Below are 23,949 nucleotides of genomic sequence, written 5' to 3'. Positions count from 1 at the left end.
AAAAGCAAAAAAAGATTTTATTTTTACAAGTATCTATTTATCAATTATTTAAATAATTTAGCACAAAAAAACAAATAAAATATTGTAATAATAAAAAGGAATACTAACTTTGTAAGATTAAGAAATGAATTGGCCCAAAAATGAGTGTAATTGCAGAAATAATTGATACTCTTGAAAATAAGATTGCAAAACTTTTTTCTAAAATACAATTTCTAGAGAAAAACAATCATGAATTAGGAGCAAAATTAAACCATGCAAGCCAAATCATATCGCAGCAGTCTCAAGAAATTGAAGTGTTGAAAAAACAATATGAGGCACTCAAATTAGCCAACACATTGCTAGGCAGTGAAGACAACAAAAGAGATACAAAGCTTAAAATAAATTCATTAATTCGCGAAATTGATTACTGTATAGCCCAGCTATCAGACTAAAAAATGGAAGAAAAGCTTAAAATAAAGATATCGATTGCAGATCGAATTTACCCGCTAACGGTTGATGCGAATCAAGAAGAAGGATTGCGAAGTGCATCCAAAAAAATAGATATCATGATTAAGCAGTTTGAAGAAAATTATGCTGTTAGAGACAAACAAGATGTACTGGCCATGTGTGCCCTACAATTTGCCTCACAAGTGGAACAAAAAAGTATTGATAACGCAATGAATGGTAGCGAAACTATCGATCGTTTACAAAAAATCAATACATTACTGGATCACTATCTCGATTAACGTTCATACAAAAGATTAAGATACTGCCTACATTAGTTCTTATTTGGTAAACTCAACACTAACAATTTAGAATGAGCAAATCATCGTTACTATAGCAAGCCAATTCAGTTTGGAAGCTTGAACAACGAGTTAGCTCAAAACTTGTCTTTTCGAGTTTATACAATCCCACTAATGTAGGTTTTTTTATATATAATTTAAATACAAAATGGATAGCACACTACTAATAATTGTTTCAGGTATAATAGGTATTGCGGCTGGTTTTGGAATTGCCAAAATCATAGAAAAAAGCAATATTTCTAATTTAATAAAAAACGCAAAAAAAGAAGCTTCTTCTATTTTGAAAGATGCCAATTTAGAGGCAGAAAACATTAAAAAAGATAAAATTCTTCAAGCAAAAGAAAAATTTATCGAATTGAAATCGGAGCACGAGCAGGTGATTTTGGCTAGAGATAAAAAAGTAGCCGAAGTTGAAAAAAGAGTTCGTGATAAAGAATCTCAAGTTTCGAGTGAATTGTCTAAAGCAAAAAAAATCAACGATGATTTCGAAGCAAAAAAAGCTGAATTTCAAGCCAAAATTGAAGTTCTAGACAAGAAACAAGTAGAAGTTGAAAGATTGCATAAAAGCCAATTACAACAACTTGAAGTAATTTCTGGATTATCTGCTGAAGAAGCTAAAGAACAATTAGTAGAAGGATTAAAGGCTGAAGCTAAATCAAAAGCGATGTCTCACATTCAAGACACTATTGAAGAAGCCAAATTAACTGCGCAGCAAGAAGCTAAAAAAATCATCATTAACACTATTCAACGTGTTGGAACAGAAGAAGCTGTTGAAAATTGCGTGTCTGTTTTCAATATCGAATCCGATGATGTAAAAGGTAGAATTATTGGACGTGAAGGTAGAAACATTCGTGCACTAGAAGCTGCCACAGGGGTTGAAATCATTGTAGACGATACGCCAGAAGCGATTATTCTTTCTTGTTTCGATCCTGTTAGAAGAGAAATCGCTCGTTTATCGTTACATAAATTAGTAACTGATGGACGTATTCACCCTGCAAGAATTGAAGAAGTTGTAGCCAAAACCACCAAACAAATTGATGACGAAATCATAGAAGTTGGTAAACGTACAGTTATTGATTTAGGCATTCACGGATTACATCCTGAATTGATCAAAGTAGTAGGACGTATGAAGTACCGTTCTTCTTATGGACAAAATTTATTGCAACACTCTCGTGAAGTTTCTAAGCTTTGTGGAATTATGGCAGCCGAATTAGGCTTAAATGTTAAACTAGCCAAAAGAGCTGGCTTACTTCACGATATTGGAAAAGTACCAGATGCAGAAAGCGATTTGCCTCACGCCTTATTAGGAATGCAATGGGCTGAGAAATATGGTGAAAAAGAAGAAGTATGCAACGCCATTGGTGCTCACCACGATGAAATTGAAATGAAATCGTTGCTATCACCAATCATTCAAGTTTGTGATGCTATTTCAGGAGCTAGACCAGGAGCTAGAAGACAAGTTTTAGACTCATACATACAACGTTTAAAAGATCTTGAAGAAGTAGCTTATGGCTTTAACGGTGTTAAAAACGCATACGCCATTCAAGCCGGTAGAGAATTACGTGTGATTGTAGAAAGTGAAAAAGTATCAGACGATAATGCAGCGACTTTATCTTTTGAAATCTCACAAAAAATTCAAACTGAAATGACCTACCCAGGACAAGTAAAAGTAACAGTAATTAGAGAAACTAGAGCGGTGAATATTGCAAAATAACACCAATCTATATACATAAAAAGGCTTCTATACGGAAGCCTTTTTTTATGCAATTAAAACAAGCCTCACGTTGTTTTCTTGAAATAAACTTTAAATGTAGACCCCACGTGTAAAGTACTTTCTACCTCAATCTTACCTCCCATATTTTCAATTTGATTTTTAGTAAGATACAGTCCCACTCCTCGAGCGTCATTGTTTTTATGAAACGTTTTATACAGTCCAAAAATAGAATCCTTATATTTATTCAAATCGATACCCAAGCCATTATCTTTGATGTTTAAAATAATAAAATCATCGTTTTCTTCAGAGGTGAAAATAATTTTAGGAACTTTTTTACTGTCCGAATATTTAATAGCATTGGTCACAGTATTTAGAAGAATACTTTCCAAATAAGCCGGCAAACAGTCTATAGTTACACAAGTTTGAATGTAATTCAACACCAATATATCTTTTTGCTTAATAGAATCATGCAGTACATCCAAAACTTTATTGATGTATACATTCAAATTCAATTCTTCTATCTCCTTATCTTTTACGGTGTGTATATTGACCAACTCATTCAAATTCTCAATGGTAGAAAACAATTCATCAGAAACAATTTGAATGTTACTCAAGGTATCAGCGTCCGAAAGTAAATCTTCCTTATGTAAATCCAATAAAGATTTGATATTACCACTATGCGTACGCAAATTATGAGACACAATGTGAGCAAAATTGAGTAACTTATTATTTTGAATATTCAAAATTTCAAGCATCTTTGCCAATTCCAGTTCTTTTTCTTTTTGATCAGAAATATCAGTATGAGTACCAACAATACGTAAGGGCTTACCCTCAGCATCTCGCTCAATGACTTTACCTCTATCCAAAATCCATTTATAACGACCGTTACATAAAACTCTATGACAGGTTTCGTAGAATGGAATTTTATTTTCAAAATGCAAATTTATATTTCCATAATACTCCCCTCGGTCGTCAGGATGCACTCGTTCGTCCCACTCTTCTGGACTAGCCACCAAATCCGATTCGGTGAGCTCTAAAATTTTCATAGACTCTGAGGAATAATACACTTTTCCTGTAACCATGTCCCAGTCCCAAACCCCACGATCAGAAGCCTGAACGGCAAAATGATATCGTTCATCAGCTACTTTCATTCTTATTTCTTGTTCTTTAACATCAGTAACATCCGAGATTAATCCATAAAAGACGATCTCGTCAAGTTCATTTTTCTTCGGAGTGGCTTCAATTCGGATCCATTTATAACTACTATCAGGCAATAATAATCTAAATTCAACATCCCAAACTTCAATGTTAGCCACTGAACGCTCATAGGATTCTAAAAAACCTTTAAAATCAGGTTCGTAAATCGTGTAATTGGACAAATTATTAGCATCTTCCAGAAATTCATTAAAGGAAAACTCATTAAAAAAATCAATAGGTTTACTCAGAAAATCAATCGCAATTTTACGATCAGCATTAATACGGATTTGAAAAATAATATTAGGCAGTTGCTTGATTAAGCTTTCGTATAATTTATTTAAATCTTCGGGATTTCTGTTTTTTGTAAATATCATCTTTGCACAGCTTACATTTTGATAAAAATAGTAAATGTTTTCCTGAATCCAGCATCAAAAAACTATTAGTGTAAAAACAGTAACAGACTACTTATCGCCTAGGATGATAGGTTTGCATTACCTTCTTTAAAAAGGTACGATCCAAGTGTACATAAATTTCAGTAGTAGTGATCGATTCATGTCCTAACATTAATTGAATCGAGCGCAGATCTGCTCCATTTTCAAGTAAATGTGTGGCAAAAGAATGCCTAAAAGTATGAGGGCTAATTTTTTTATTCAACTCTATTAAAGCAGCTAAGTTTTTAATTATGGTAAAAATCATAGCTCTAGTGAGTTGTCTACCTCTACGATTTAAAAACAAAGTGTCCTCATGACCTTTCTGAATAGGTAAATGTACCCGAACGGTTTCTTTATAGATTAAAATATACTGCTGAGTGTGTTCTCCAACAGGAACGAAACGTTGTTTATCTCCTTTACCACTGACTTTGATAAAACCTTCTTCAAAAAAAAGATCTGAAATTTTTAAACTAATTAATTCGGTTACCCGAAGACCGCAGCCATATAAGGTTTCAAGCATAGCTCGATTGCGTTCACCTTCGTTCGAACTCAAATCAATAGCCGAAATTAGATCATCAATTTCTGAAACCGACAAAACATCCGGCAATTTCCTGCCCAATCTAGGCGATTCAATCAACTCCATAGGGTTATCGGTACGGATGTCCTCAAAAATTAAATACGAAAAAAAGCTTTTTAACCCCGATATGATTCGAGCCTGAGAACGCGCATTTACTTCTTTAGAAATGGCATAAATAAAAAACTGCACTGTTTCCTCAGAAATTGTCAGAGGTGTTTCCTCAATTCTTTGCTCGGTCAAAAACAAGCACAAGCGTTCCGTATCAAAAGTATAATTGGCTACAGTGTTGACTGACAGCCCTCTCTCAATCCTAAGATAGGACTGGTACTGCTTGATATAATTACTCCAACTCATACCACAAAGAAACATAATTTTAAGGCATAAAAAAACCTCCTTTTTAGGGGAGGTCTAATAATTATAAAAATTGATCCTTAAAATTTATACCCAACAGAAAACATAAAGTTACTGTTCTTTATTTTTGAATCATCTCCATCTACAGTTTCTGCAATATTAGCTAATCCTAAGTTATATCTAACATTAGCAAATAAATGGTTTGTAAAATCATAACCCGCTCCAAAATTCAAACCAAAATCAGTTGATTTAAAAAAGTCTTTCGCGTCTTGTTTTACCTCTTGATTAAAACCGCTTAGCTTAGTTACTGTCTTTGCACCGGTCAAAATTCCTAACTGAGGACCAAGTTCAAAATAGAAAGATTTATCTACATAAACCTTAAACATAACAGGAATATTAATATAAGATAGTCTAAAGTTAATATCTGCCGTATATTCAGTAAAATCAAGATATGTTGAAAAACCATCAATATTAGTACCTTGCTCTGAATACAAAAGTTCTGGTTGGATGCTGAGCTTATCAGAAATTTTAATTTCTGCAAAACCTCCTACATGGAAACTTACTTTTGAAGAATTATCTTCTACATCTCCGCTAAAATTGGCAATATTCATACCGCCTTTAAGACCAAATTTTGTTTCTTGCGCATTAGCAAATGCAAAACCAAATACCGCAATAGCAGTTAAAATATTTTTTTTCATATTTTTTTATATTAAAAAAACCTCCTTTTTACGGGAGGTTCATATGGTAAAATAAAAGAATTACAATTTAAAAGCAACTCCAAGGTTTAATGAAGAAAATGTTCCTCCATCAACTGAAATTCCTTTATAACCTAAAAACAAATCTGCTTTACCAAAAGAGTATCCTACTTTAGGTTGATACAAAAACCCTCCACTATTACCATCAGAGTCCAATAAAAATGCATACCCTAAATCAGCCCCTAAGAAAAAGTTATCGCCAATTGTATACTGAGCAGTTGCTGCTAAAGGAATATAAGCAGAATCATCAGCTTTAATTTCAATACCTCCTCCAAAATTTACTTTTTTTCCTAAAAAAACAGAATAACCAGTTGTAACACCTAAATCAAATTTAGCATCAACTTTCCATGTATAAGCGGCATCCAAACCCAAATTTACTGATGTAAAATCTTTTATATCTCCTGTAGGCAAACCAACATGAGCACCTAATTTAAGACCACCATCTTGTGCATTAGCAAATGCAAATCCAAATACTGCCACAGCAGTTAACATAATTTTTTTCATTTTTTGTTTTGTTTATTAAGATTACACAGCTAATATATACACATTGAATGAATTAACAAAAAAGTATACATGAAGAATTTGCAAACAAATACCTCTAAAACCAAGAAAAAAAGAAGATTCACAAACACAACTCTCTATACAACAAGTTGTTAAAAACTACTCCATCACTAAATTCAGGTATTTTTCACACAGAACAAAAAAAAATACATTTAACCTGTTTTTTCTGAAAAATAAAATTGTAAAAAAGCATTAAAAGTGCTTACTTCGCACCAAAATTTAACAGAAGACAATCGCCCTTTTTGAACTATACTATTGCAACAAAAACAGCGTTATTTGTCTTAAAATCTATACATCATGAAAAAAATTATTATTGTTGCAGCTTTTGCCTTGCTAGGCACATTGGACTCACAAGCACAATTATTACGTTTAGGAGCAAAAGCGGGTATTAATTACGCCAACCTTACCGGATCAGACATTACTGTTAACAAACAAAACTACAAATCAGATGCTATTACAAGTTATCATATTGGTTTATTAGCAGAGGTGAAGTTAACCGAAAAACTTGGCATACAACCTGAGTTATTGTATTCAACACAAGGAGCTTCTTATAAAAATGCCATTAAGGAATTCACTAATGAATTGGGATATTTATCTATTCCTGTCATGGCCAAAATTTATTTAAACAATACTTTTAGCTTAGAATTAGGACCTCAAGCTTCTTTCCTTTTGAGTGAAAAGAAAAATGTAGATTTTGAAGATTCCAAAACATTTGACTTTGCCATTGCAGGTGGTCTAGGAGTAAAAATTACCAAAAGTATCTTTGTTCAAGGGCGTTACGGCTTAGGTTTAACTGAAGTTTCAACGAATGCAAAAGCAAAAAATTCGGTAGTTCAAGTATCTGCGGGATTTATGTTTTAAGAAAAATAAAAAATCAACCTTAAAACCGTACTAGTATTTAGTACGGTTTTTTTATTTTTACCAAAAACAAAAATCATGAAAATTGCAATTATCAACGGACCCAATCTTAATTTACTCGGAAAACGCGAACCCGAAGTGTACGGAACCGCTACCTTCGAAGACTACTTTGAGACCCTAAAATCAACGTTCCCAAAAGTTGAATTCATTTATTTCCAAAGTAATATTGAGGGCGAATTAATTGACAAAATTCAAGAATTTGGCTTTTCTTATACCGGAATCATTCTCAATGCTGGCGCTTACACCCATACCTCGATTGGTATTGGCGATGCCGTAAAAGCCATCACTACACCAGTTATCGAAGTACATATTTCTAACACATTTTCGCGAGAAAGTTTTAGACATCAATCTTATATTTCCGGCAATGCCAAAGGAGTCATTCTTGGCTTTGGCTTAAAAAGCTACGAATTGGCTATTCAGTCCTTTTTATAGTTTTTTAACCAACACCAAATAAATTAACAAAATTTTAAGGTGTAAGTTTTTTCACATATGTATTTTTACAGAAAAAACATATGAAACATTTGTACTTGATTGCCTTTGTATTAATTAGCACTTCCTATACCGCTCAAATTAAAGGAATCGTTAGTGACGAAAAAGGAAACCCATTACCTTTTGTTTCTGTTATCATTCAAAATTCCTATTCAGGAACTACTACCAACGACAAAGGAAAATACGAACTGAACCTCAAAAAAGAAGGTGATTACACCCTATTATTCCAGTTCCTTGGTTACAAAACCGTAAAGAAACCGATTCATTACGAGAAAACACCAATTACAATTGACATTCAATTATCAGAAGAAAATTACAACCTCAACGAAGTAGTCATCAATCCAAAAAATAATCCTGCCAACGCCATTATCAAAAGTGCGATTGCAGCACGAAAAGAAAACGCTGAAAAAACAGCTCGATTCACTGCCGATTTTTATTCTCGTGGCTTATTCAAAATCAAAAATCTACCTAAAAAGATTTTAGGAATGAAATTAGATATGCCAGATGAAATGACCACTGGCTTAGATTCAACTGGAAGCGGTATTTTGTACTTATCTGAAACCGTATCAAAACTCACCTTCGAAAAACCAAACAATTATAAAGAAAGAATTATTGCCTCTAAAATTTCCGGGAACGACAAAGGCTTTAGTTACAATACTGCTCGTTCTTCATTTTACGATTTTTATGACAATACAGTCGATTTTGATGTAAAAATGATTTCACCCATAGCTAACAATGCCTTTCAATATTACAAATACAAACTCGAAAGCACTTTTTTTGATGAAAGCAATCATCAAATCAACAAAATTAAAGTCATTCCAAGACGAGACAAAGAACCCGTTTTTGAAGGTTACATTTATATTGTAGAAGACAGCTGGGCGATTTATGCCGTTGATTTCGACATCAAAGGCTATCGTATGCGCAATGAATTCACCGAAGTGATGACCTTAAAACAAAACTTCAATTACAATTCCAAAACTAAAATTTGGAGCAAAAATGCCCAAAGTTTAGCTTTTACCGCGGGTGCTTTCGGTATCGGATTCTCAGGTACTTTCAATTATGTGTACAGCAATTATGAATTCTTTGATGCTTTTGATAAAAAGACCTTTGGCAATGAAATTGTAAGCTTTGAAAACAACGCCAACAAAAAAGAAGATACTTTCTGGGAAAGCACAAGACCTATTCCACTCACCGAAGAAGAGAGTAAAGATTATATCAAAAAAGACAGCATTCAAACCATACGCTCGTCCAAAACGTATTTGGATTCTATCGACCAAAAACGAAATGAATTCAAACTATTAGACCCAATAACTGGCTATAATTATAGAAACACCTTCAAAAAATGGTCGTTCGATTATGCTGGATTAATGGACATAAGCTCACTAACTTTCAATACGGTTCAAGGTTTCAATCTAGACTCTGGCTTTACTTATCGTAAATGGGATGATGAATCTGGAAAAAGCACAGCCATTGCAACTACTTTCAATTATGGTTTTTCAGACGAACGTCTTCGAGTGGTCGGAAACTTTAGCCACCGATTTAACAATCAAAATTACGCTACAATTTGGGTTTCAGGAGGAACAGCGGTTAAACAATTCAACGAAAACAATCCAATTTCCCCTTTTATCAATTCGATAAGCACGCTCTTTTTCAAAAACAATTTTATAAAATTGTACAACAAAGAGTTTTTCAATGTGGCTTATTCACAGAATATAGCCAATGGCATCAACTTTACCGGAAAACTAGAATACAGCCAACGCAAACCTTTATTTAATACTACTAACTATACCTTTATCAAAAATGACGACCTTTATTCTTCAAACAATCCTTTGGATTCTAATGATTATTCAACTGCTAGTTTCTCAACTCATCAGTTACTAAAAGCTAATTTGAACTGGCGCATTAACTTTGGCAACCAATACATTTCGCGCCCTGACGGAAAATTCAACCTCCGAAACAACAAGTATCCAACCGTACTTTTAGGCTACGAAAAAGCCTTTGCTGCTAGCCAAAAAAACTACGAGTATGACTTAATAAGTGCACGTATTCTGTATGACCTTCCGTTGGCCAACAAAGGTGATTTGGGTGTAAATCTAAGAGCAGGCAAATTCTTCAATGCCGAAAATATTGCCTTTATGGATTACAAACATTTCAATGGCAATCAAACACGAATTGGCCAAACCGAACGCTATTTAAACGTTTTCAACCTATTGCCTTATTACAGTAATAGCACAAACGATGCGTATTTTGAATTCCATTCAGAGTACAGCGACAATGGTTTTATAATGAACAAAATACCAGGACTCAACCTTTTAAAAAGCAGTTTAATGCTCGGTTTTCACAACTTAGCTATTCCAAATCGCAAACCTTATCAGGAAATCAGCATAGGGCTAGATAACTTAGGAATCGGGAAATTCAAACAGTTCAGAGTAGATTATGTCCGCTCTTACCAAAATGGTTTTCAAGGTGACGGGGTAATTTTTGGACTAAAACTATTGAATATTTTAGAATAAAAAAACAACCCTTTCAAAGTCTGGCTTAGACTCTAAAAGGGTTATGTTAAATTTTTATACCCAATAATTAATTCGGTTCTACATGAATCAAAACATGTCCCAAAGAAGGGATTTCCGCTCGAAGGGTGTCTTTTAAATCATGCGCAATATCATGTCCTTCTCTAACTGTAATGATACCTTCTACCCTTGCATGCAAATCAACATGATACTGCATTCCTGCTTTTCTTATAAAACATTTCTCAGTATCTATAATTCCTGGAACCGTTAAGGAAACAACTCTAATTTCCTCAACCAATTCATCATATAGATGCTCATCCATTATCTCGCTCAAAGCGGGTCTAAATATTTTATAGCTATTGAATAAAATAAAACCAGAGGCAAAAAGAGCCGCCCAATCATCGGCAGATTCATAACCTTTACCGAAATAAAGTGCAATAGAAATCCCTAAAAAAGCCGCTACCGAAGTAATGGCGTCGCTCCTATGATGCCAAGCATCGGCTTTCAAAGAAGAGCTATTGGTTTCTTTACTTCTTTTCATCACCAACTGAAACGAATACTCTTTCCAAATAATAATGGCTCCCAAAATATAAAGCGTCCAAGATTTGGGCAAATCATGAGGTGTCCCAATGTTTTGAATACTCTCATAAGCAATAATCGTAGCCGAAGTAATCAAAAAACCAACTACCAAAAACGTAATCAAAGGTTCTGCACGACCATGACCGTAAGGATGATTATCATCGGCAGGTTTATTAGAATATTTGATTCCAAAAAGCACCAAAAAAGACGCAAAAATATCAGTAGTAGATTCAATCGCGTCGGCAATTAGCGCATAAGAATTACCGAAAAAACCAGCCAATCCTTTTACAATAGCCAAAGAAGTATTACCAACAATACTGAAGTAGGTGGCTTTTATCGCCGTTTGTTCTTTAGTCATAAATTAGTCCTTAGTACTTAGTGATTAGTCCTTAGCAGATAGTCCTTAGCAATTAGTCAATTTGGCTAATTACTAAGGACTAAAACTAATTATTAATTTTAAGCGAATTGTTGATTTAGTAAAAACTAATATTTTATTTGATTAAGATTTAGCAACTAGTATATTGAGCTATTCACTATGGACTAATTACTAAGTACTCAAAAAAAACTAAGCTCTTACAATATTGGCTCCAATAGCTCTTAAACGCTCATCAATGCGCTCGTAGCCTCTATCAATTTGTTCAATATTTTGAATAGTGCTTGTTCCTTTCGCAGAAAGTGCAGCAATCAATAACGAAATACCCGCACGAATATCTGGTGAAGACATCGTAGTAGCTTTCAATTGGGATTTAAAATCGTGACCAATAACTACCGCTCTATGAGGGTCACACAAAATGATTTTTGCTCCCATATCGATTAGTTTATCCACGAAAAACAAACGGCTTTCGAACATTTTTTGGTGTATCAATACATCACCTTTTGCTTGAGTCGCTACTACCAAAATAATACTCAATAAATCTGGAGTAAAACCAGGCCAAGGAGCATCAGCAATGGTTAAAATAGAACCATCAATATCAGTTTTAACTTCGTAACCATTCACGTGAGCAGGAATGAAGATATCATCTCCTTTTCTCTCTAGTGTAATCCCTAGTTTACGGAATACATTTGGAATAACTCCAAGATTTTCCCAACTTACATTTTTTATAGTAATCTCAGATTTAGTCATTGCTGCTAATCCTATCCAAGAACCAATCTCAATCATATCCGGAAGAATACGGTGTTCACATCCACCTAATGCTTCTACTCCTTCAATAGTCAACAAATTAGATCCAACACCAGAAATTTTAGCTCCCATGGCGTTCAGCATTTTGCATAATTGTTGCAAATAAGGCTCACAAGCAGCGTTGTAAACTGTAGTTGTACCTTTAGCCAAAACGGCAGCCATTACGATATTTGCCGTACCTGTAACAGAGGCTTCATCCAATAACATATCTGTACCTGTAAGTCCATCTGGAGCTTCTACTCCATAGAAATGATCTTCTCTATTGTATCTAAACTTAGCACCTAAATTGATAAATCCTTCAAAATGGGTATCCAATCTTCTTCTTCCAATTTTATCTCCACCTGGTTTCGGAATATAACCTTTACCAAAACGAGCTAATAATGGACCAACAATCATAATCGAACCACGCAAAGAACCGCCTTCTTTCTTAAAGGCTTCAGTCTCTAAATAGCCCATATTTACTTCATCAGATTGAAAAGTAATGGAACTATTCCCGTTTTTTTGAATTTTAACTCCAAGATTACCCAACAAAGTGATTAACTTGTTGATGTCAATAATATCTGGAATATTATTGATTGTTACTTTTTCTGGAGTAAGCAATACAGCACATAAAATTTGTAATGCCTCGTTTTTTGCTCCTTGTGGGGTGATTTCTCCTTTTAACTGGATGCCACCCTCGATTTTGAAAATTCCCATTTTACTATATTTATATTGTCCAATAATTATCGTTAGATCAATTACTGCTGTTTTCTATTTTGATTTTTATGCATGGGTGTTTTACCCGTTTTTATTTTGTTATTCTGATTTTTCTGTTGATTGGAAGGAGTGATTTTATTCGACATTCTTTTATTGGTTCGAAGCAAATCTGTAGTTCCCAAAAGCTCTTCATTGCTTTGCAACAAATTCAATTTTCCGCCAGAGAGTTCATACAAGTGCTCAAAAATAACATCGTCTTTTACGGTGTCTTTATTCCAACTCAAGTAGGATTTTTTCATATGATTGGCGATTACCTTTACCAAAGCACTTTTCATTTCGCCTTCTTCCCATTTATTGGCCACATCTATCATGTACTTAATATTATTTCCATAATATCTGTACTTAGGATAGTTCTGAGGATATTGCAAAATCTCAGGTTTCAATTGCAAAACTTCACGAGAAGGGATAGGATATGGAGAGTCTACCGCCAAACGAAAATCGGACATAATAAACAACTGATCCCATAACTTGTGCTGAAAATCAGGCACATCACGCAAATGAGGATTTAAACTTCCCATTACTTGAATGATGTATCTAGCAGCTTTGTTACGCTCTTCATCATTCTCTATAATGGTTGCTTGTTCAATCAATTTTTGCAAATGACGACCGTACTCAGGAATGATTAAATGTTTTCTTTCAGAATTATATTCTAAATGATACACTACATCATTGGCGATTTCTTTTTTATACTTTTCGATCATATTTATAGGGAAACAATACCTTCAATTGTAGATAATTCTTGGTATTTTTCAATAATTTCTTGTGAGTTTTTCATGGTAACATCAACAGAAACACTTGTAAACTTGCCCGTTTTCGATTGTGTCGTTTTAATCACGGCGCCCATACAATCAAATGCATCTTGCACCTTTTTCACATTACCTTCTACCGATGGAACAATAAATTTAAACAAATATTCTGCTGGCCAACTGTTGCTTTTATCCAACTCAACTTGCAATCTTTCGTAAAAAGCGGCAATCTCTTTTTCTTTGTCTTTATCCATTACTAAATTAAAATAAACGCAAATATACATTTTTGAATGCAGATTATAGAATTTAGTTCTTGGATTTGATGTTTTTTTGCCCGATTACTACTCAAATAAAGTGTATTCTGAACAAAAAAAGCAAACATAAAAAATCTCTTAAAAATGATTACCACTAACGATAACGATAAAGCAGCAAATGTCATTTAAAGAGAATCACTCCATTGACAAACAAAATCAACTTCAAAAAGACCTGAGCAAAAAAAATGTTTTACAAACCAATAAGTTTCGGTAAATTTGCATTTTTATTTTCAAATCGTGCAAAAAGAAATCATCGTAATAATAGGCGGCCCAGGAACAGGAAAATCAACCCTTATCAACCAACTAACATCATTAGGACATTGCTGTTACCCAGAAATATCCCGACAAGTTACCGCCGAAGCTCAAAAATCAGGAATAGACCAATTGTTTTTAACTGACCCCCTTTTGTTTAGCCAAAAACTTTTAGAAGGAAGAATTCAACAATTTAACAATGCAAAAAATGAAAATCATGCTATGGTTTTCATTGATCGTGGGATACCTGATGTTGTGGCTTATTTAAATTATATCGGAGACCAATATCCATCTCATTTTGAAGAGGCTTGTTTGGAACATACCTACACACAAATATTCATGCTTCCTCCTTGGGAAGAAATTTACATCAGCGACAATGAACGCTATGAAGATTACGAACAAGCACAACAAATTCACGTACATTTGAAAGAGACTTACCAAAAATACGGTTATGCTATTACTGAAGTCCCAAAAGATACGGTAGATAACAGAATTAAGTTTATCTTAGATAGAATTAGCACTCCATAAACCCTAAACCATCGCTGCTTTTATTGAACAACAAAATATTTATCCATGGAAGAGGCCTTAGCTATTTTAAGTAAGTATTGGAAACATGATCGTTTCCGCTCTCTCCAAAAGGAAATTATTGAGTCAGTAGTTGACGGAAAAGACACGCTAGCCATACTTCCAACAGGTGGAGGAAAATCAATTTGCTTTCAAATTCCAGCTTTAATGAAAGAAGGAATTTGCCTTGTAGTGTCGCCATTGGTAGCCTTAATGAAGGACCAAGTCAGCAATTTACAACAACGCAATATAAAAGCAATCGCACTTACTGGAGCTATCGGTACGGAGGAAATGATTGATTTATTGGACAATTGTCAATATGGCAACTATAAATTTTTATACCTTTCGCCTGAACGTTTACAATCTGAATGGATTTTAGATCGTATAAAAAGTTTACCGATCAACCTAATCGCAATTGACGAAGCACATTGTGTTTCGCAATGGGGGCATGATTTTAGACCGGCTTATTTAAAAATAAAACAACTAAAAACGCATTTTCCAAACACCCCTTTTTTAGCGTTAACCGCCACTGCAACTCCAAAAGTTAAAGACGACATCATTAAAGATCTCGATTTAAATGCACCTACAATATACCAAAAATCATTTGCCAGAGAAAATTTGGCCTACATGACTTTTGAAACCGAAGACAAGTTGTATCGCGTACAGCAAATTCTCAAAAAAAATCCTGCTCCTTCTATTATATATGTAAGAAATAGAAAATCGTGTTTAGATATTGCAGCACAACTTAATGCTTTGGGTTTTAATGCAACCTATTACCATGGCGGTTTACCTCATAAAGAAAAAGAAAAAAACATGCAGCGCTGGATGCAAGAGCAAGTGCAGGTAATGGTCGCAACCAATGCTTTTGGGATGGGAATCGACAAAGCAAATGTAAAAACAGTTATTCATATTCAATTTCCTGAAAATCTTGAAAACTATTATCAAGAAGCAGGAAGAGCAGGAAGAGACGGCAATAAAGCTTTTGCAATTTTACTCTACAGCCCGTCCGATACTGCACAAGCCATCACACAATTCACCAATAATCTCCCAGATCGATCTTTTGTAAAAACAATTTTCATTAAACTCTGTAACTATTTTCAAATTGCTTATGGAGAAGGAATCAATGAGAAGTTTACCTTTAACTTAAACCATTTTTGTACAAAATATACTTTTCCTATTTTAAAAACCTACCATGCCTTACAATTCCTAGACCAACAAGGCATCCTTAACTTATCACAAGAGTTTTCAGAAAAAGTAACATTGCAATTCCTTATCTCATCTAAAGAAGTCATGCGTTTTATTAGCCTCAATCCAAATGACGAGGAAATTATCTTGACTATCCTTAGAAACTACCCAGGAATATATGAACTTCCCACAGCGTTCAATCATTCATTGATTGCAAAAAAAGCAAACGTTAAAGAGGAAACTGTTCATGCTGTTTTAAAAAAAATGGCCGAAAAAGAAATCATATCCTACCAAGCAAAAAATAATGATGCCACCATCATCTTCAATGAAGTAAGAGAAGACGATCGTACCATAAACCGTGTAATCAAACACTTAGAACAACAAAACCAACTAAAAGAAAAACAATTACAGTGTGTTATTGAATACATTAACAACAAAGAGCAATGCAAAAGCCAATTACTACTAGCCTATTTTGGAGAAAAATCAAGTCAAAAATGCGGAGTTTGCTCCTACTGTATTGTAAGATCCCAAAAAAAAGCCACACCTGAACATCTAGCCAGTACAATACTTTCGCTCTTACAAGACCAAGATTTAAACTCTCGAGAACTCGAAAAAGTGACTAAAAATAAGAGTGAGGCAATTATCTTTGCACTACAACAATTATTAGAGCAAAACAAAATTAGCCTTCAACCCAATAATAAATACACTATACTATAAATGGAAAAATTACGCATCGTTTTTATGGGAACTCCAGAATTTGCAGTAGGCATTCTAGATACAATACTCAAAAATAATTATGAAGTAGTTGGCGTAATCACAGCTGCAGACAAACCAGCCGGAAGAGGTCAAAAAATCAAACATTCCGCTGTAAAAGAATTTGCCTTAGAAAAAGGACTCACTATATTACAACCCACCAATTTAAAAGACGAGGGATTTCTTCAGGAATTAAAAGACCTACAGGCCAATCTTCACATTGTAGTAGCTTTTAGAATGCTACCAAAAGTAGTTTGGGACATGCCAAAACTAGGCACCTTTAATTTACACGCATCACTATTACCAAACTATAGAGGCGCAGCGCCAATTAACTGGGCGATCATTAACGGCGAAACTAAAACCGGTGTAACTACTTTTTTTATCGACGATAAAATTGATACTGGCGCCATGATTCTGAGTAAAGAAACAAACATTGAACCAACAGAAAACGCGGGTCAATTACATGACAGGCTCATGCATCTTGGTAGTAAAACCGTCATTGACACACTACAATTCATCGCAGCTAATGAAGTGAAGACAACCACACAAGAAGACAATGAGAAAATAAAAACAGCTTATAAACTCAATAAAGAAAATTGCAAAATAGATTGGCAGGCCTCAGCCACCACCATTCACAACCTGATTCGAGGACTAAGTCCCTATCCTGCTGCATGGTGCCATTTTAAAGACGATAAGGAATATAATATCAAAATTTTCGAATCTAAAATAATCGAAGAACCGCACACAAAACCTATTGGAAGTATTATATGTAGCAAAAAAGAAATTAAAATAGCTGTTAGAGACGGATACATTCAAATTTTAACCTTGCAATTCCCAGGAAAAAAACAAATGAAAGCAGCAGATCTCTTAAATGGAATTGTTTTTTCAGAAAAAGCAATAGCCCTATAAAGTCAATAAAAACAGGCTTTCCCACCAATACACATCGATTTCGAAAGACTTTTATGAACAAAAAAAGTAAGTTATTAACAAATTTCACTAAAAACCCCAAAATTACTTGTAAAGAATGTAAATCCTACTAAATTTGCTTTGATAACATTTTTAACCAACAATTAATAACTATTTATTATGAACAAATCAGAATTAATCGACGCTATTGCTGCTGATGCAGGTATTACTAAAGCAGCTGCAAAATTAGCATTAGAATCATTTTTAGGAAATGTAGGTGAAACTTTGAAAAAAGGAGGAAAAGTATCTTTAGTAGGTTTTGGATCTTGGTCAGTTTCTGCTAGAGCAGCAAGAGATGGTAGAAACCCACAAACTGGTAAGACAATTCAAATTGCAGCTAAAAATGTTGTAAAATTTAAAGCTGGAGCAGAACTAGAAGGAGCAGTAAACTAATCTTTTCTAACAATAATACAATCAAAACCTTTCTCATGAAAGGTTTTTTTTGCTTTTTAACGATTGTTTTTGGGAAACCATTTGTTTTTTTGTTAAATTTATTTAAAAAAACAGGGGTTATGATTACAGAAAAATTAAAAAAAGGACATTTGCTCATTGCAGAACCTTCATTAATAGGCGACTTATCTTTTAATAGATCTGTAATACTTTTGGCAGATCACAACCAAGAGGGCTCGATCGGGTTTATCATCAACAAACCTCTAAAATACACCATTAACGACTTAATCCCAGAGATTGAAGCTCGTTTTAAGATTTACAATGGTGGACCAGTAGAGCAAGACAACCTGTACTTCATTCATAATATCCCGCAATTAATCCCCAATAGTGTAGAAATTTCTAACGGCATATATTGGGGTGGTGATTTTGAATCAGCAAAAGAACTCATCAACTCAGGATTAATAAGCAAAAACAACATTCGTTTTTTCTTGGGCTATACTGGCTGGGACGAAAAACAATTAGAAAACGAAATGGAAAGCCACTCCTGGATTATTGCCAAAAACCCGTATGAAAACAAAATTATAGGCAAGTCGTCGTCTCGTTTTTGGAAAGAACAACTTATGGAACTAGGAGGCGATTATCTAATTTGGTCCAATGCACCAGAAAATCCGTATTTAAACTAAATTCCAGCATTTTTATTAAGTGCAGCGGTAAGCACTATTGCTGTCTGAACGGAATAGATTTTTTTCCTGTATTTGGTTATGGGCTGTAGGCCTTTTATTACATTAGTCACAAACAACTCATCCGCTTTTTGTAAATCAAAAGGTGAAATTATAGCTTCAACTACTTCTAAATCCGTCTCTTTTTTTGCTAATGCTAAAATTTGTTTTCTCATAATTCCATTTAAACAACCTTCAGAAATTGGGGGTGTTATCAATTTATTTCCCATTCGCATAAACAAATTTCCTTGCAAAGCCTCAACCACATTCTTACTATCATTTAACAATAAACAGTTTTGCAAATCATTTTCTTTTGCAAAAACACTTCCTGTAATATGAATCATTTTATTGGTCGTTTTTAACGAGGAAAGCAACTGCTTGGTGATATAAAAATCCTTAAACAAATCTACTTCATACTCGCCCTCGCTAACACTATATGCCGCATTGCCCAATACAGATGTTTGTATTATAAATGAAACCGAATTATCTGTTGGCAAATAAAATCCACCATCGTTTCTGTAAACCGTTATTCTCACTCTAGCTACCGAATCTAGATTGTTGTTTTTAACCAATAACAATATTTGTTCTTCCAGATATTCTAAGGTGAAATCCATAGGGATTTCCATGCGAACAATACGCATAGTGGCCATTAACCGAAAATAATGATCTTCAAAAAATAAAATTTTTCCATTTACCACTTTTAGTGTTTCAAAAACACCATCCCCGTAAAGAAAACCCCTATTTTGCACTAACAAATTTGCATCAGTTTCCTGTAATGAACCATTAAAATTAATCATAAAAAAAGCCCTAAAATTTATTAGGGCAAATATAGAATATAAAAAAGACTTTCCTAGACAGAACCTATGAGATGTTTTAAATCAGAAATTTGATTTTCCCATAATTGCGAAGCTTCTTTTACCTCATCTTGTTCAGCAAAATCAACAATTAACAAAGAAACATCCTTAGTTAATTCATCTTCTAAAATATGCAGTTCAAAGAAGTAGTCTGTATCTTTATTTTTGTCATCAATCCATCTAAATTTAACCTTCTCACCAGATTTTTTTGAAGCTAAACGAGCTTTCTCTTGTGTATCATTCCAAATAAAGGTAAAAAACTCACCTCGTGAATTAACATCATCAGCAAACCATTCTGCTAATCCAGAAGGCGTAGAAATATATTGATACAATAACTGAGGGGATGAATTTATAGGGAATTCAATCTCATATCTAACTTTTTGAACCATAAGAGCTTTTTTTTTTGGAAATATAAGGATTAAATACTAATCGAAAAGTGTTTTTCAAAAAAAATATTTTTTTTTGAAAAACACTTGCTAGCTCTAAATTTATTTCTATATTTGCACCCGCATTCAGGAAGCAATATAGATCCTGATAATGGCGAGATAGCTCAGTTGGTTAGAGCGCAGGATTCATAACCCTGAGGTCCCGAGTTCAAATCTCGGTCTCGCTACCAAAAGCCTCAAATTTTGTATTTGAGGCTTTTTTTTTGCATCATGATAAAGATCTCCCTGTCAGTTTAAACAAATACAAAAATTTCAAAGAAAGATAAAACTATAACGCTACAGTATGCGAATCATTTAATTCTTATATTTGGGCGTAAAAATAGTCTTTAACTCTATTAATCACTTTACAATGAAAAAATTAGCCACTATTCTAGCCGTTTCATTCTTTGCTTTATCTATTCAAGCACAAGAAGCTCCAGCTAAAGAAAAAACAAAAAAGGAAGCTGCAGCAACTAAAAAAGAAGCTACAAAAACAAAGTCTTCTTGTAAAACAGAAGGTAAAAAATGTTGTTCTTCTAAAAAATCAGAATAAAAAAATGCCTCGATTGAGGCATTTTTTTTGCATTCTCCAAAGCTGAAGAATTATTTCACTCGAACACTCCACTCAAAATCCATTTCAGAAACCTGAACTCCTTTTTCATCGCTTCCAATGGATTTCATCCAAAACGTTTGCCCCTCGCCTGTCGCAATAGTTTGTTTTATTGCTTCTTCTATCAAATGTCCATTATTACAGATAAATGTAATTCTGCCTGTGGCTTTCTTGGTAAAATTCCCTTTGTTGTTAGCTACCAACATGGATATTTTTCTACCACTCTTTTGAATTTGATACATAACTAATGCTCCTGTAGACAATTCAGCCGCCATAGCTTGAACCGCAAAGTACATTGAATTAAACGGGTTTTGATTGATCCAACGGTGTTTTACACTTACCACACATTGCTTTTCATCAATAGCCTTTACTCTTACTCCACAAAAAAAAGCAGATGGCAATTTGAATAATAAGAATTTATTCAATTTTGATACATTTATTTCCATTATTGGTTGGTTTTTGGGTAAAAATACAAAAAAATACTATGCGTACATATAAAAAATAGGCTAGACCTTTATCAACCCTTTTAAATCCAAAAGATTCAATTCCCTTTTTTACTTTTCTACTACAATAACAGCACATATTTACTAATTTCCATTCACCAAGGACAAAAAAGTAGCCCCTATTTCGCTTTGTTTTTGTTAATTTTTTGTTAACATTTACTACTATGCGATACAAGATACTTTCTTTTAGACATATATTTGCATAAGAAATTACTATATACTTTAAATCATGGAAACAGTATCAGAAAAAAACATCGCAACCTTTACTCATTTGAGTACATTGAGCCAGTATATAATTCCGTTTGGAAATTATATCTTCCCTATTTTGATTTGGACTTCAAAAAAGGATCAATCAGAATTTGTAGACCATCACGGAAAACAAGCTATTAACTTTCAATTGAGTATCCTTATTTACTCACTGGTTATGGCGGCAATTGCTTTACCCATTTTAATTTTTACTGTTTTTAACAATATGACCTTTGATGAATTCTACCACAATCAAGGATTAGTGATAAGAAATTTTAATTTTGAAGACCATATTGGACTTATTACAGTTGGAATCATCGCTGCGCTTGCCTTTGTTGGATTTAAAATAGCAGAATTCTTCTTAATAATTATTGCAGCTGTGAAAACATCAAATGGAGAAAAATACCAATATCCATTCACTATTCCCTTTATAAAGTAATCAATTATAAAGTAGTATATAGTAGTCTAATCAACGCTATAAATCATCTCAACTATCACCAGTAATGGAAAGTAATCAAAAAACGAACAGTTCTAATCAAACAAAAAATCAAAACGAAAATTATGAACATTGAAAACACAAAAGCCCAGATGCGTAAAGGTGTTCTCGAGTTTTGCATCTTATCAGTTTTAAAAGAAAAAGATGCCTACACTTCTGAAATATTAGACACTTTAAAAGACGCAAAATTGTTAGTAGTTGAGGGAACCATTTATCCTTTACTAACACGATTAAAAAATGACGGATTACTCAACTATCGCTGGGAAGAATCCAACTCAGGACCACCAAGAAAGTATTATGGTCTTACCGAAATAGGTCAAACCTTTTTAACTGAATTAAGCGGCACTTGGAATGAATTATCCGACGCTGTAAATCTAATAACCAACCAAAAACAATAGTCATGAACAAAACTGTAAATATAAACCTAGGAGGAATGTTCTTCCATATTGATGAAGATGCATACCAAAAATTAACCCGTTATTTTGAAGCTATCAAACGCTCTTTGTCTCAATCTTCTGGACAAGAAGAAATCATAAAAGATATCGAAATGCGTGTTTCAGAATTATTGAATGAAAAACAAAAAAGTGAAAAACACGTTGTAGGGCTGAAAGATGTTGACGAAGTTATCGCAGTAATGGGACAACCTGAAGATTATATCATTGAAGAAGAAACTACACAGTCTCAAAATTTCAATAATTACAACGCCAGAAGCACAAAAAAACTATATCGTGATAAAGAAAAAGGAATGATTGGTGGTGTAGCTACAGGTCTTGGACATTACTTTGGTATCGATGCGGTTTGGTTAAAAATCATGTTCCTAATCTTTGTTTTTGCTGGATTTGGTTCAGGTATATTGGCTTATATCATTCTTTGGATTGTAACTCCAGAAGCCATCACCACTTCAGAAAAACTAGAAATGACGGGGGAGCCCGTAACGATCTCCAATATTGAAAAAAAAGTTCGTGAGGAATTTGAAAATGTATCTGGCAAATTCAAAAATGCCGATTACGATAAAATGGGAAACCAAGTAAAATCTGGAGCCGAAAAGTTGGGAAACTCTTTAGGTGATTTTATCATGACCCTTTTTAAAGTGTTTTCTAAAGTCTTGGGTGTTATTTTAATCTTAATAGGACTTTTTACTTTAGTTAGCTTATTCATTGGGTTGTTTACCTTAGGATCTTCTGCTTTTATTGATTTTCCATGGCAAAACTTTATTGAAGCAGGGAATTTTGCTGACTATCCAGTTTGGAGTTTCGCGCTATTGATGCTTTTCGCTGTTGGCATTCCATTCTTTTTCTTAACAATCTTAGGATTTAAATTATTATCCCCAACAATTGGATCAATTGGAAACATTGCTAAATATAGTTTGTTGGCTTTGTGGTTAATATCTGTTGCCATCTTAATCTCTATAGGAGTAAAAACAGCCACTCAAGTAGCGTATGACGGAAAAACTGTAGCCAAACAAAATATTCCTTTGAATACAAATGATACTTTATTCGTGAAATTCAGATATAATGATTATTATACTAAAGATATCGACGATCATACTGAATTTGAATTTGTACAAGATTCTGCGAACAACAAATTGATCTATTCTAATAATGTAAGCTTAAGAATTTTGTATACTGATGAAAAAACACCTTACATCCAAATTGAAAGAACGGCTAAAGGAAAATCCTTTCAAGATGCTAAATTCAGAGCTGAAAAAATTCAATATGGTATAAAAGTAGAAGGAAATCATTTGTACTTAGACAATTATTTATTGACCGATGTAAAAAACAAATTCCGTGATCAAGAAGTAGAATTGTATTTGTATTTACCAGAAGGTACTTTATTAAAACCAGATGCATCAGTACAAAACTACGATCGTTCAGATAATGATTTCTTCAATTTACACTATAGCTCTGACAATTACGTATACAAAGTAACAAATTCACAGATAAAATGTTTAAATTGCCCTGAGGATGAAAACGAATGGGATGATGTAGAAAACAACAACGATTCGGCCAATGTAACAATTAACGAAGAGGGCATCACGATTAAGAAAGACACTGTCATTAAGTCGGATAAAGATTTCAAAGAATTGAAAATTAACAAAGACGGTATTATTATTAAAACCAAATAGT

Annotated in this window: 26 protein-coding genes and 1 tRNA gene; 16 read left to right on the top strand and 11 right to left on the bottom strand. The window is 33.7% G+C overall.

What is annotated here, in order from left to right:
* The first annotated feature begins 140 nt into the window (after positions 1-140).
* The 3 genes from AO58_RS0108725 (at position 141) to rny (ending at position 2,496) form a co-directional block, all read left to right on the top strand.
* Positions 141-431 carry a coiled-coil domain-containing protein gene (locus AO58_RS0108725; protein ID WP_024981348.1) on the top strand — a complete coding sequence of 97 codons (291 nt, stop codon included), beginning with the start codon at positions 141-143 and terminating at the stop codon, positions 429-431.
* Between the two features lie 3 nt (positions 432-434).
* A complete protein-coding gene (locus tag AO58_RS0108720) occupies positions 435-725 on the top strand; it encodes a cell division protein ZapA (RefSeq protein WP_024981347.1) in 291 nt (96 codons plus the stop codon).
* Between the two features lie 205 nt (positions 726-930).
* Complete coding sequence (rny, locus tag AO58_RS0108715; protein WP_024981346.1) at positions 931-2,496, top strand: ribonuclease Y; 1,566 nt, start codon at positions 931-933, stop codon at positions 2,494-2,496.
* Between the two features lie 65 nt (positions 2,497-2,561).
* On the opposite strand, the gene AO58_RS0108710 is transcribed toward rny, so the two are convergent.
* The 4 genes from AO58_RS0108710 to AO58_RS0108695 form a co-directional block, all read right to left on the bottom strand.
* Positions 2,562-4,067, bottom strand: coding sequence for a sensor histidine kinase (locus tag AO58_RS0108710; protein WP_024981345.1), 1,506 nt, complete (start codon positions 4,065-4,067; stop codon positions 2,562-2,564).
* A 91-nt stretch (positions 4,068-4,158) separates the two neighbouring features.
* Entirely contained in the window at positions 4,159-5,055 is an 897-nt protein-coding gene (locus AO58_RS0108705) for a site-specific tyrosine recombinase (RefSeq protein ID WP_024981344.1), read from the bottom strand.
* A 77-nt stretch (positions 5,056-5,132) separates the two neighbouring features.
* Positions 5,133-5,750, bottom strand: a complete 618-nt coding sequence (locus tag AO58_RS0108700) for a porin family protein (RefSeq protein ID WP_024981343.1) — start codon at positions 5,748-5,750, stop codon at positions 5,133-5,135.
* Between the two features lie 60 nt (positions 5,751-5,810).
* Positions 5,811-6,311, bottom strand: coding sequence for a hypothetical protein (locus AO58_RS0108695; RefSeq protein WP_024981342.1), 501 nt, complete (start codon positions 6,309-6,311; stop codon positions 5,811-5,813).
* Between the two features lie 354 nt (positions 6,312-6,665).
* On the opposite strand from AO58_RS0108695, the gene AO58_RS0108690 reads away from it, so the two are divergent.
* The 3 genes from AO58_RS0108690 (at position 6,666) to AO58_RS0108675 (ending at position 10,288) form a co-directional block, all read left to right on the top strand.
* Positions 6,666-7,229 (top strand): porin family protein, encoded by a 564-nt coding sequence (locus tag AO58_RS0108690; protein WP_024981341.1) that lies wholly within the window; start codon positions 6,666-6,668, stop codon positions 7,227-7,229.
* A 75-nt stretch (positions 7,230-7,304) separates the two neighbouring features.
* Positions 7,305-7,718, top strand: a complete 414-nt coding sequence (aroQ, locus tag AO58_RS0108680) for a type II 3-dehydroquinate dehydratase (RefSeq protein ID WP_024981340.1) — start codon at positions 7,305-7,307, stop codon at positions 7,716-7,718.
* Between the two features lie 80 nt (positions 7,719-7,798).
* Positions 7,799-10,288: a DUF5686 and carboxypeptidase regulatory-like domain-containing protein gene (locus tag AO58_RS0108675; RefSeq protein ID WP_024981339.1), complete on the top strand. Its 2,490-nt coding sequence runs from the start codon at positions 7,799-7,801 to the stop codon at positions 10,286-10,288.
* A gap of 67 nt (positions 10,289-10,355) precedes the next feature.
* On the opposite strand, the gene AO58_RS0108670 is transcribed toward AO58_RS0108675, so the two are convergent.
* The 4 genes from AO58_RS0108670 to AO58_RS0108655 form a co-directional block, all read right to left on the bottom strand.
* Complete coding sequence (locus AO58_RS0108670; RefSeq protein ID WP_024981338.1) at positions 10,356-11,222, bottom strand: cation diffusion facilitator family transporter; 867 nt, start codon at positions 11,220-11,222, stop codon at positions 10,356-10,358.
* Positions 11,223-11,429: 207 nt separating this feature from the next.
* Entirely contained in the window at positions 11,430-12,740 is a 1,311-nt protein-coding gene (gene murA / locus AO58_RS0108665; RefSeq protein ID WP_024981337.1) for a UDP-N-acetylglucosamine 1-carboxyvinyltransferase, read from the bottom strand.
* Positions 12,741-12,781: 41 nt separating this feature from the next.
* Positions 12,782-13,501: a DUF4290 domain-containing protein gene (locus tag AO58_RS0108660; RefSeq protein WP_024981336.1), complete on the bottom strand. Its 720-nt coding sequence runs from the start codon at positions 13,499-13,501 to the stop codon at positions 12,782-12,784.
* Between the two features lie 2 nt (positions 13,502-13,503).
* On the bottom strand, positions 13,504-13,800 hold the full coding sequence (locus AO58_RS0108655; RefSeq protein ID WP_024981335.1) for a DUF493 family protein: 297 nt from the start codon (positions 13,798-13,800) through the stop codon (positions 13,504-13,506).
* A 297-nt stretch (positions 13,801-14,097) separates the two neighbouring features.
* Here AO58_RS0108655 and AO58_RS0108645 point away from each other — a divergent pair, with 297 nt between their 5' ends.
* The 5 genes from AO58_RS0108645 to AO58_RS0108625 all read left to right on the top strand — a co-directional run bounded on the left by AO58_RS0108645 (position 14,098) and on the right by AO58_RS0108625 (position 18,653).
* Entirely contained in the window at positions 14,098-14,640 is a 543-nt protein-coding gene (locus AO58_RS0108645) for an AAA family ATPase (protein ID WP_024981333.1), read from the top strand.
* A gap of 45 nt (positions 14,641-14,685) precedes the next feature.
* Positions 14,686-16,578: a RecQ family ATP-dependent DNA helicase gene (locus AO58_RS0108640; protein ID WP_024981332.1), complete on the top strand. Its 1,893-nt coding sequence runs from the start codon at positions 14,686-14,688 to the stop codon at positions 16,576-16,578.
* The gene (fmt, locus tag AO58_RS0108635) at positions 16,579-17,523 is read left to right on the top strand and encodes a methionyl-tRNA formyltransferase (protein WP_024981331.1); all 945 of its coding nucleotides are present in this window, start codon (positions 16,579-16,581) and stop codon (positions 17,521-17,523) included. It begins immediately after the preceding gene.
* A 177-nt stretch (positions 17,524-17,700) separates the two neighbouring features.
* Entirely contained in the window at positions 17,701-17,973 is a 273-nt protein-coding gene (locus tag AO58_RS0108630) for an HU family DNA-binding protein (RefSeq protein ID WP_024981330.1), read from the top strand.
* A gap of 119 nt (positions 17,974-18,092) precedes the next feature.
* Positions 18,093-18,653 carry a YqgE/AlgH family protein gene (locus tag AO58_RS0108625; protein ID WP_024981329.1) on the top strand — a complete coding sequence of 187 codons (561 nt, stop codon included), beginning with the start codon at positions 18,093-18,095 and terminating at the stop codon, positions 18,651-18,653.
* Here AO58_RS0108625 and AO58_RS0108620 read toward each other — a convergent pair.
* Positions 18,650-19,486: an aminotransferase class IV gene (locus tag AO58_RS0108620; RefSeq protein WP_024981328.1), complete on the bottom strand. Its 837-nt coding sequence runs from the start codon at positions 19,484-19,486 to the stop codon at positions 18,650-18,652. The genes AO58_RS0108625 and AO58_RS0108620 overlap by 4 nt on opposite strands.
* A 53-nt stretch (positions 19,487-19,539) precedes the next feature.
* Positions 19,540-19,932 (bottom strand): START-like domain-containing protein, encoded by a 393-nt coding sequence (locus AO58_RS0108615; RefSeq protein ID WP_024981327.1) that lies wholly within the window; start codon positions 19,930-19,932, stop codon positions 19,540-19,542.
* A 150-nt stretch (positions 19,933-20,082) separates the two neighbouring features.
* Between AO58_RS0108615 and AO58_RS0108610 the strand changes: the two genes are divergently transcribed.
* Positions 20,083-20,159 (top strand) — tRNA-Met (locus AO58_RS0108610).
* Positions 20,160-20,338: 179 nt separating this feature from the next.
* Positions 20,339-20,521 carry a hypothetical protein gene (locus AO58_RS0108605; protein WP_024981326.1) on the top strand — a complete coding sequence of 61 codons (183 nt, stop codon included), beginning with the start codon at positions 20,339-20,341 and terminating at the stop codon, positions 20,519-20,521.
* A 50-nt stretch (positions 20,522-20,571) separates the two neighbouring features.
* Here the strand turns inward: AO58_RS0108605 and AO58_RS0108600 are convergent, their stop codons facing one another.
* Entirely contained in the window at positions 20,572-21,024 is a 453-nt protein-coding gene (locus AO58_RS0108600) for a DUF4442 domain-containing protein (protein WP_024981325.1), read from the bottom strand.
* A 286-nt stretch (positions 21,025-21,310) separates the two neighbouring features.
* Between AO58_RS0108600 and AO58_RS0108590 the strand changes: the two genes are divergently transcribed.
* The 3 genes from AO58_RS0108590 (at position 21,311) to AO58_RS0108580 (ending at position 23,948) form a co-directional block, all read left to right on the top strand.
* Entirely contained in the window at positions 21,311-21,766 is a 456-nt protein-coding gene (locus tag AO58_RS0108590) for a DUF4870 domain-containing protein (protein WP_024981324.1), read from the top strand.
* Between the two features lie 122 nt (positions 21,767-21,888).
* Positions 21,889-22,221: a PadR family transcriptional regulator gene (locus AO58_RS0108585; protein ID WP_024981323.1), complete on the top strand. Its 333-nt coding sequence runs from the start codon at positions 21,889-21,891 to the stop codon at positions 22,219-22,221.
* A 2-nt stretch (positions 22,222-22,223) separates the two neighbouring features.
* Entirely contained in the window at positions 22,224-23,948 is a 1,725-nt protein-coding gene (locus tag AO58_RS0108580; protein WP_024981322.1) for a PspC domain-containing protein, read from the top strand.
* The last annotated feature ends 1 nt before the right edge of the window (position 23,949 follow it).

The sequence above is a fragment of the Flavobacterium succinicans LMG 10402 genome (genome assembly GCF_000611675.1).
Lineage (GTDB): Bacteria > Bacteroidota > Bacteroidia > Flavobacteriales > Flavobacteriaceae > Flavobacterium > Flavobacterium succinicans.
The sequence above is the reverse complement of the archived record's forward strand: the minus strand, read 5'-3'. Positions and strand labels throughout refer to the sequence as shown.

Excerpts from the sequence above, each read along its gene's own strand:
- AO58_RS0108630 (WP_024981330.1), top strand. The coding sequence starts at position 17,701 with ATGAACAAATCAGAATTAATCGACGCTATTGCTGCTGATGCAGGTATT.
- AO58_RS0108585 (WP_024981323.1), top strand. The coding sequence starts at position 21,889 with ATGAACATTGAAAACACAAAAGCCCAGATGCGTAAAGGTGTTCTCGAG.
- AO58_RS0108580 (WP_024981322.1), top strand. The coding sequence starts at position 22,224 with ATGAACAAAACTGTAAATATAAACCTAGGAGGAATGTTCTTCCATATT.
- AO58_RS0108605 (WP_024981326.1), top strand. The coding sequence starts at position 20,339 with ATGAAAAAATTAGCCACTATTCTAGCCGTTTCATTCTTTGCTTTATCT.
- AO58_RS0108695 (WP_024981342.1), bottom strand. The coding sequence starts at position 6,311 with ATGAAAAAAATTATGTTAACTGCTGTGGCAGTATTTGGATTTGCATTT.
- AO58_RS0108675 (WP_024981339.1), top strand. The coding sequence starts at position 7,799 with ATGAAACATTTGTACTTGATTGCCTTTGTATTAATTAGCACTTCCTAT.
- AO58_RS0108670 (WP_024981338.1), bottom strand. The coding sequence starts at position 11,222 with ATGACTAAAGAACAAACGGCGATAAAAGCCACCTACTTCAGTATTGTT.
- AO58_RS0108600 (WP_024981325.1), bottom strand. The coding sequence starts at position 21,024 with ATGGAAATAAATGTATCAAAATTGAATAAATTCTTATTATTCAAATTG.
- murA (WP_024981337.1), bottom strand. The coding sequence starts at position 12,740 with ATGGGAATTTTCAAAATCGAGGGTGGCATCCAGTTAAAAGGAGAAATC.
- AO58_RS0108725 (WP_024981348.1), top strand. The coding sequence starts at position 141 with ATGAGTGTAATTGCAGAAATAATTGATACTCTTGAAAATAAGATTGCA.
- AO58_RS0108640 (WP_024981332.1), top strand. The coding sequence starts at position 14,686 with ATGGAAGAGGCCTTAGCTATTTTAAGTAAGTATTGGAAACATGATCGT.
- AO58_RS0108625 (WP_024981329.1), top strand. The coding sequence starts at position 18,093 with ATGATTACAGAAAAATTAAAAAAAGGACATTTGCTCATTGCAGAACCT.
- AO58_RS0108590 (WP_024981324.1), top strand. The coding sequence starts at position 21,311 with ATGGAAACAGTATCAGAAAAAAACATCGCAACCTTTACTCATTTGAGT.
- AO58_RS0108720 (WP_024981347.1), top strand. The coding sequence starts at position 435 with ATGGAAGAAAAGCTTAAAATAAAGATATCGATTGCAGATCGAATTTAC.
- fmt (WP_024981331.1), top strand. The coding sequence starts at position 16,579 with ATGGAAAAATTACGCATCGTTTTTATGGGAACTCCAGAATTTGCAGTA.
- rny (WP_024981346.1), top strand. The coding sequence starts at position 931 with ATGGATAGCACACTACTAATAATTGTTTCAGGTATAATAGGTATTGCG.
- AO58_RS0108655 (WP_024981335.1), bottom strand. The coding sequence starts at position 13,800 with ATGGATAAAGACAAAGAAAAAGAGATTGCCGCTTTTTACGAAAGATTG.
- AO58_RS0108690 (WP_024981341.1), top strand. The coding sequence starts at position 6,666 with ATGAAAAAAATTATTATTGTTGCAGCTTTTGCCTTGCTAGGCACATTG.
- AO58_RS0108620 (WP_024981328.1), bottom strand. The coding sequence starts at position 19,486 with ATGATTAATTTTAATGGTTCATTACAGGAAACTGATGCAAATTTGTTA.
- AO58_RS0108710 (WP_024981345.1), bottom strand. The coding sequence starts at position 4,067 with ATGATATTTACAAAAAACAGAAATCCCGAAGATTTAAATAAATTATAC.
- AO58_RS0108700 (WP_024981343.1), bottom strand. The coding sequence starts at position 5,750 with ATGAAAAAAAATATTTTAACTGCTATTGCGGTATTTGGTTTTGCATTT.
- AO58_RS0108660 (WP_024981336.1), bottom strand. The coding sequence starts at position 13,501 with ATGATCGAAAAGTATAAAAAAGAAATCGCCAATGATGTAGTGTATCAT.
- aroQ (WP_024981340.1), top strand. The coding sequence starts at position 7,305 with ATGAAAATTGCAATTATCAACGGACCCAATCTTAATTTACTCGGAAAA.
- AO58_RS0108615 (WP_024981327.1), bottom strand. The coding sequence starts at position 19,932 with ATGGTTCAAAAAGTTAGATATGAGATTGAATTCCCTATAAATTCATCC.
- AO58_RS0108705 (WP_024981344.1), bottom strand. The coding sequence starts at position 5,055 with ATGAGTTGGAGTAATTATATCAAGCAGTACCAGTCCTATCTTAGGATT.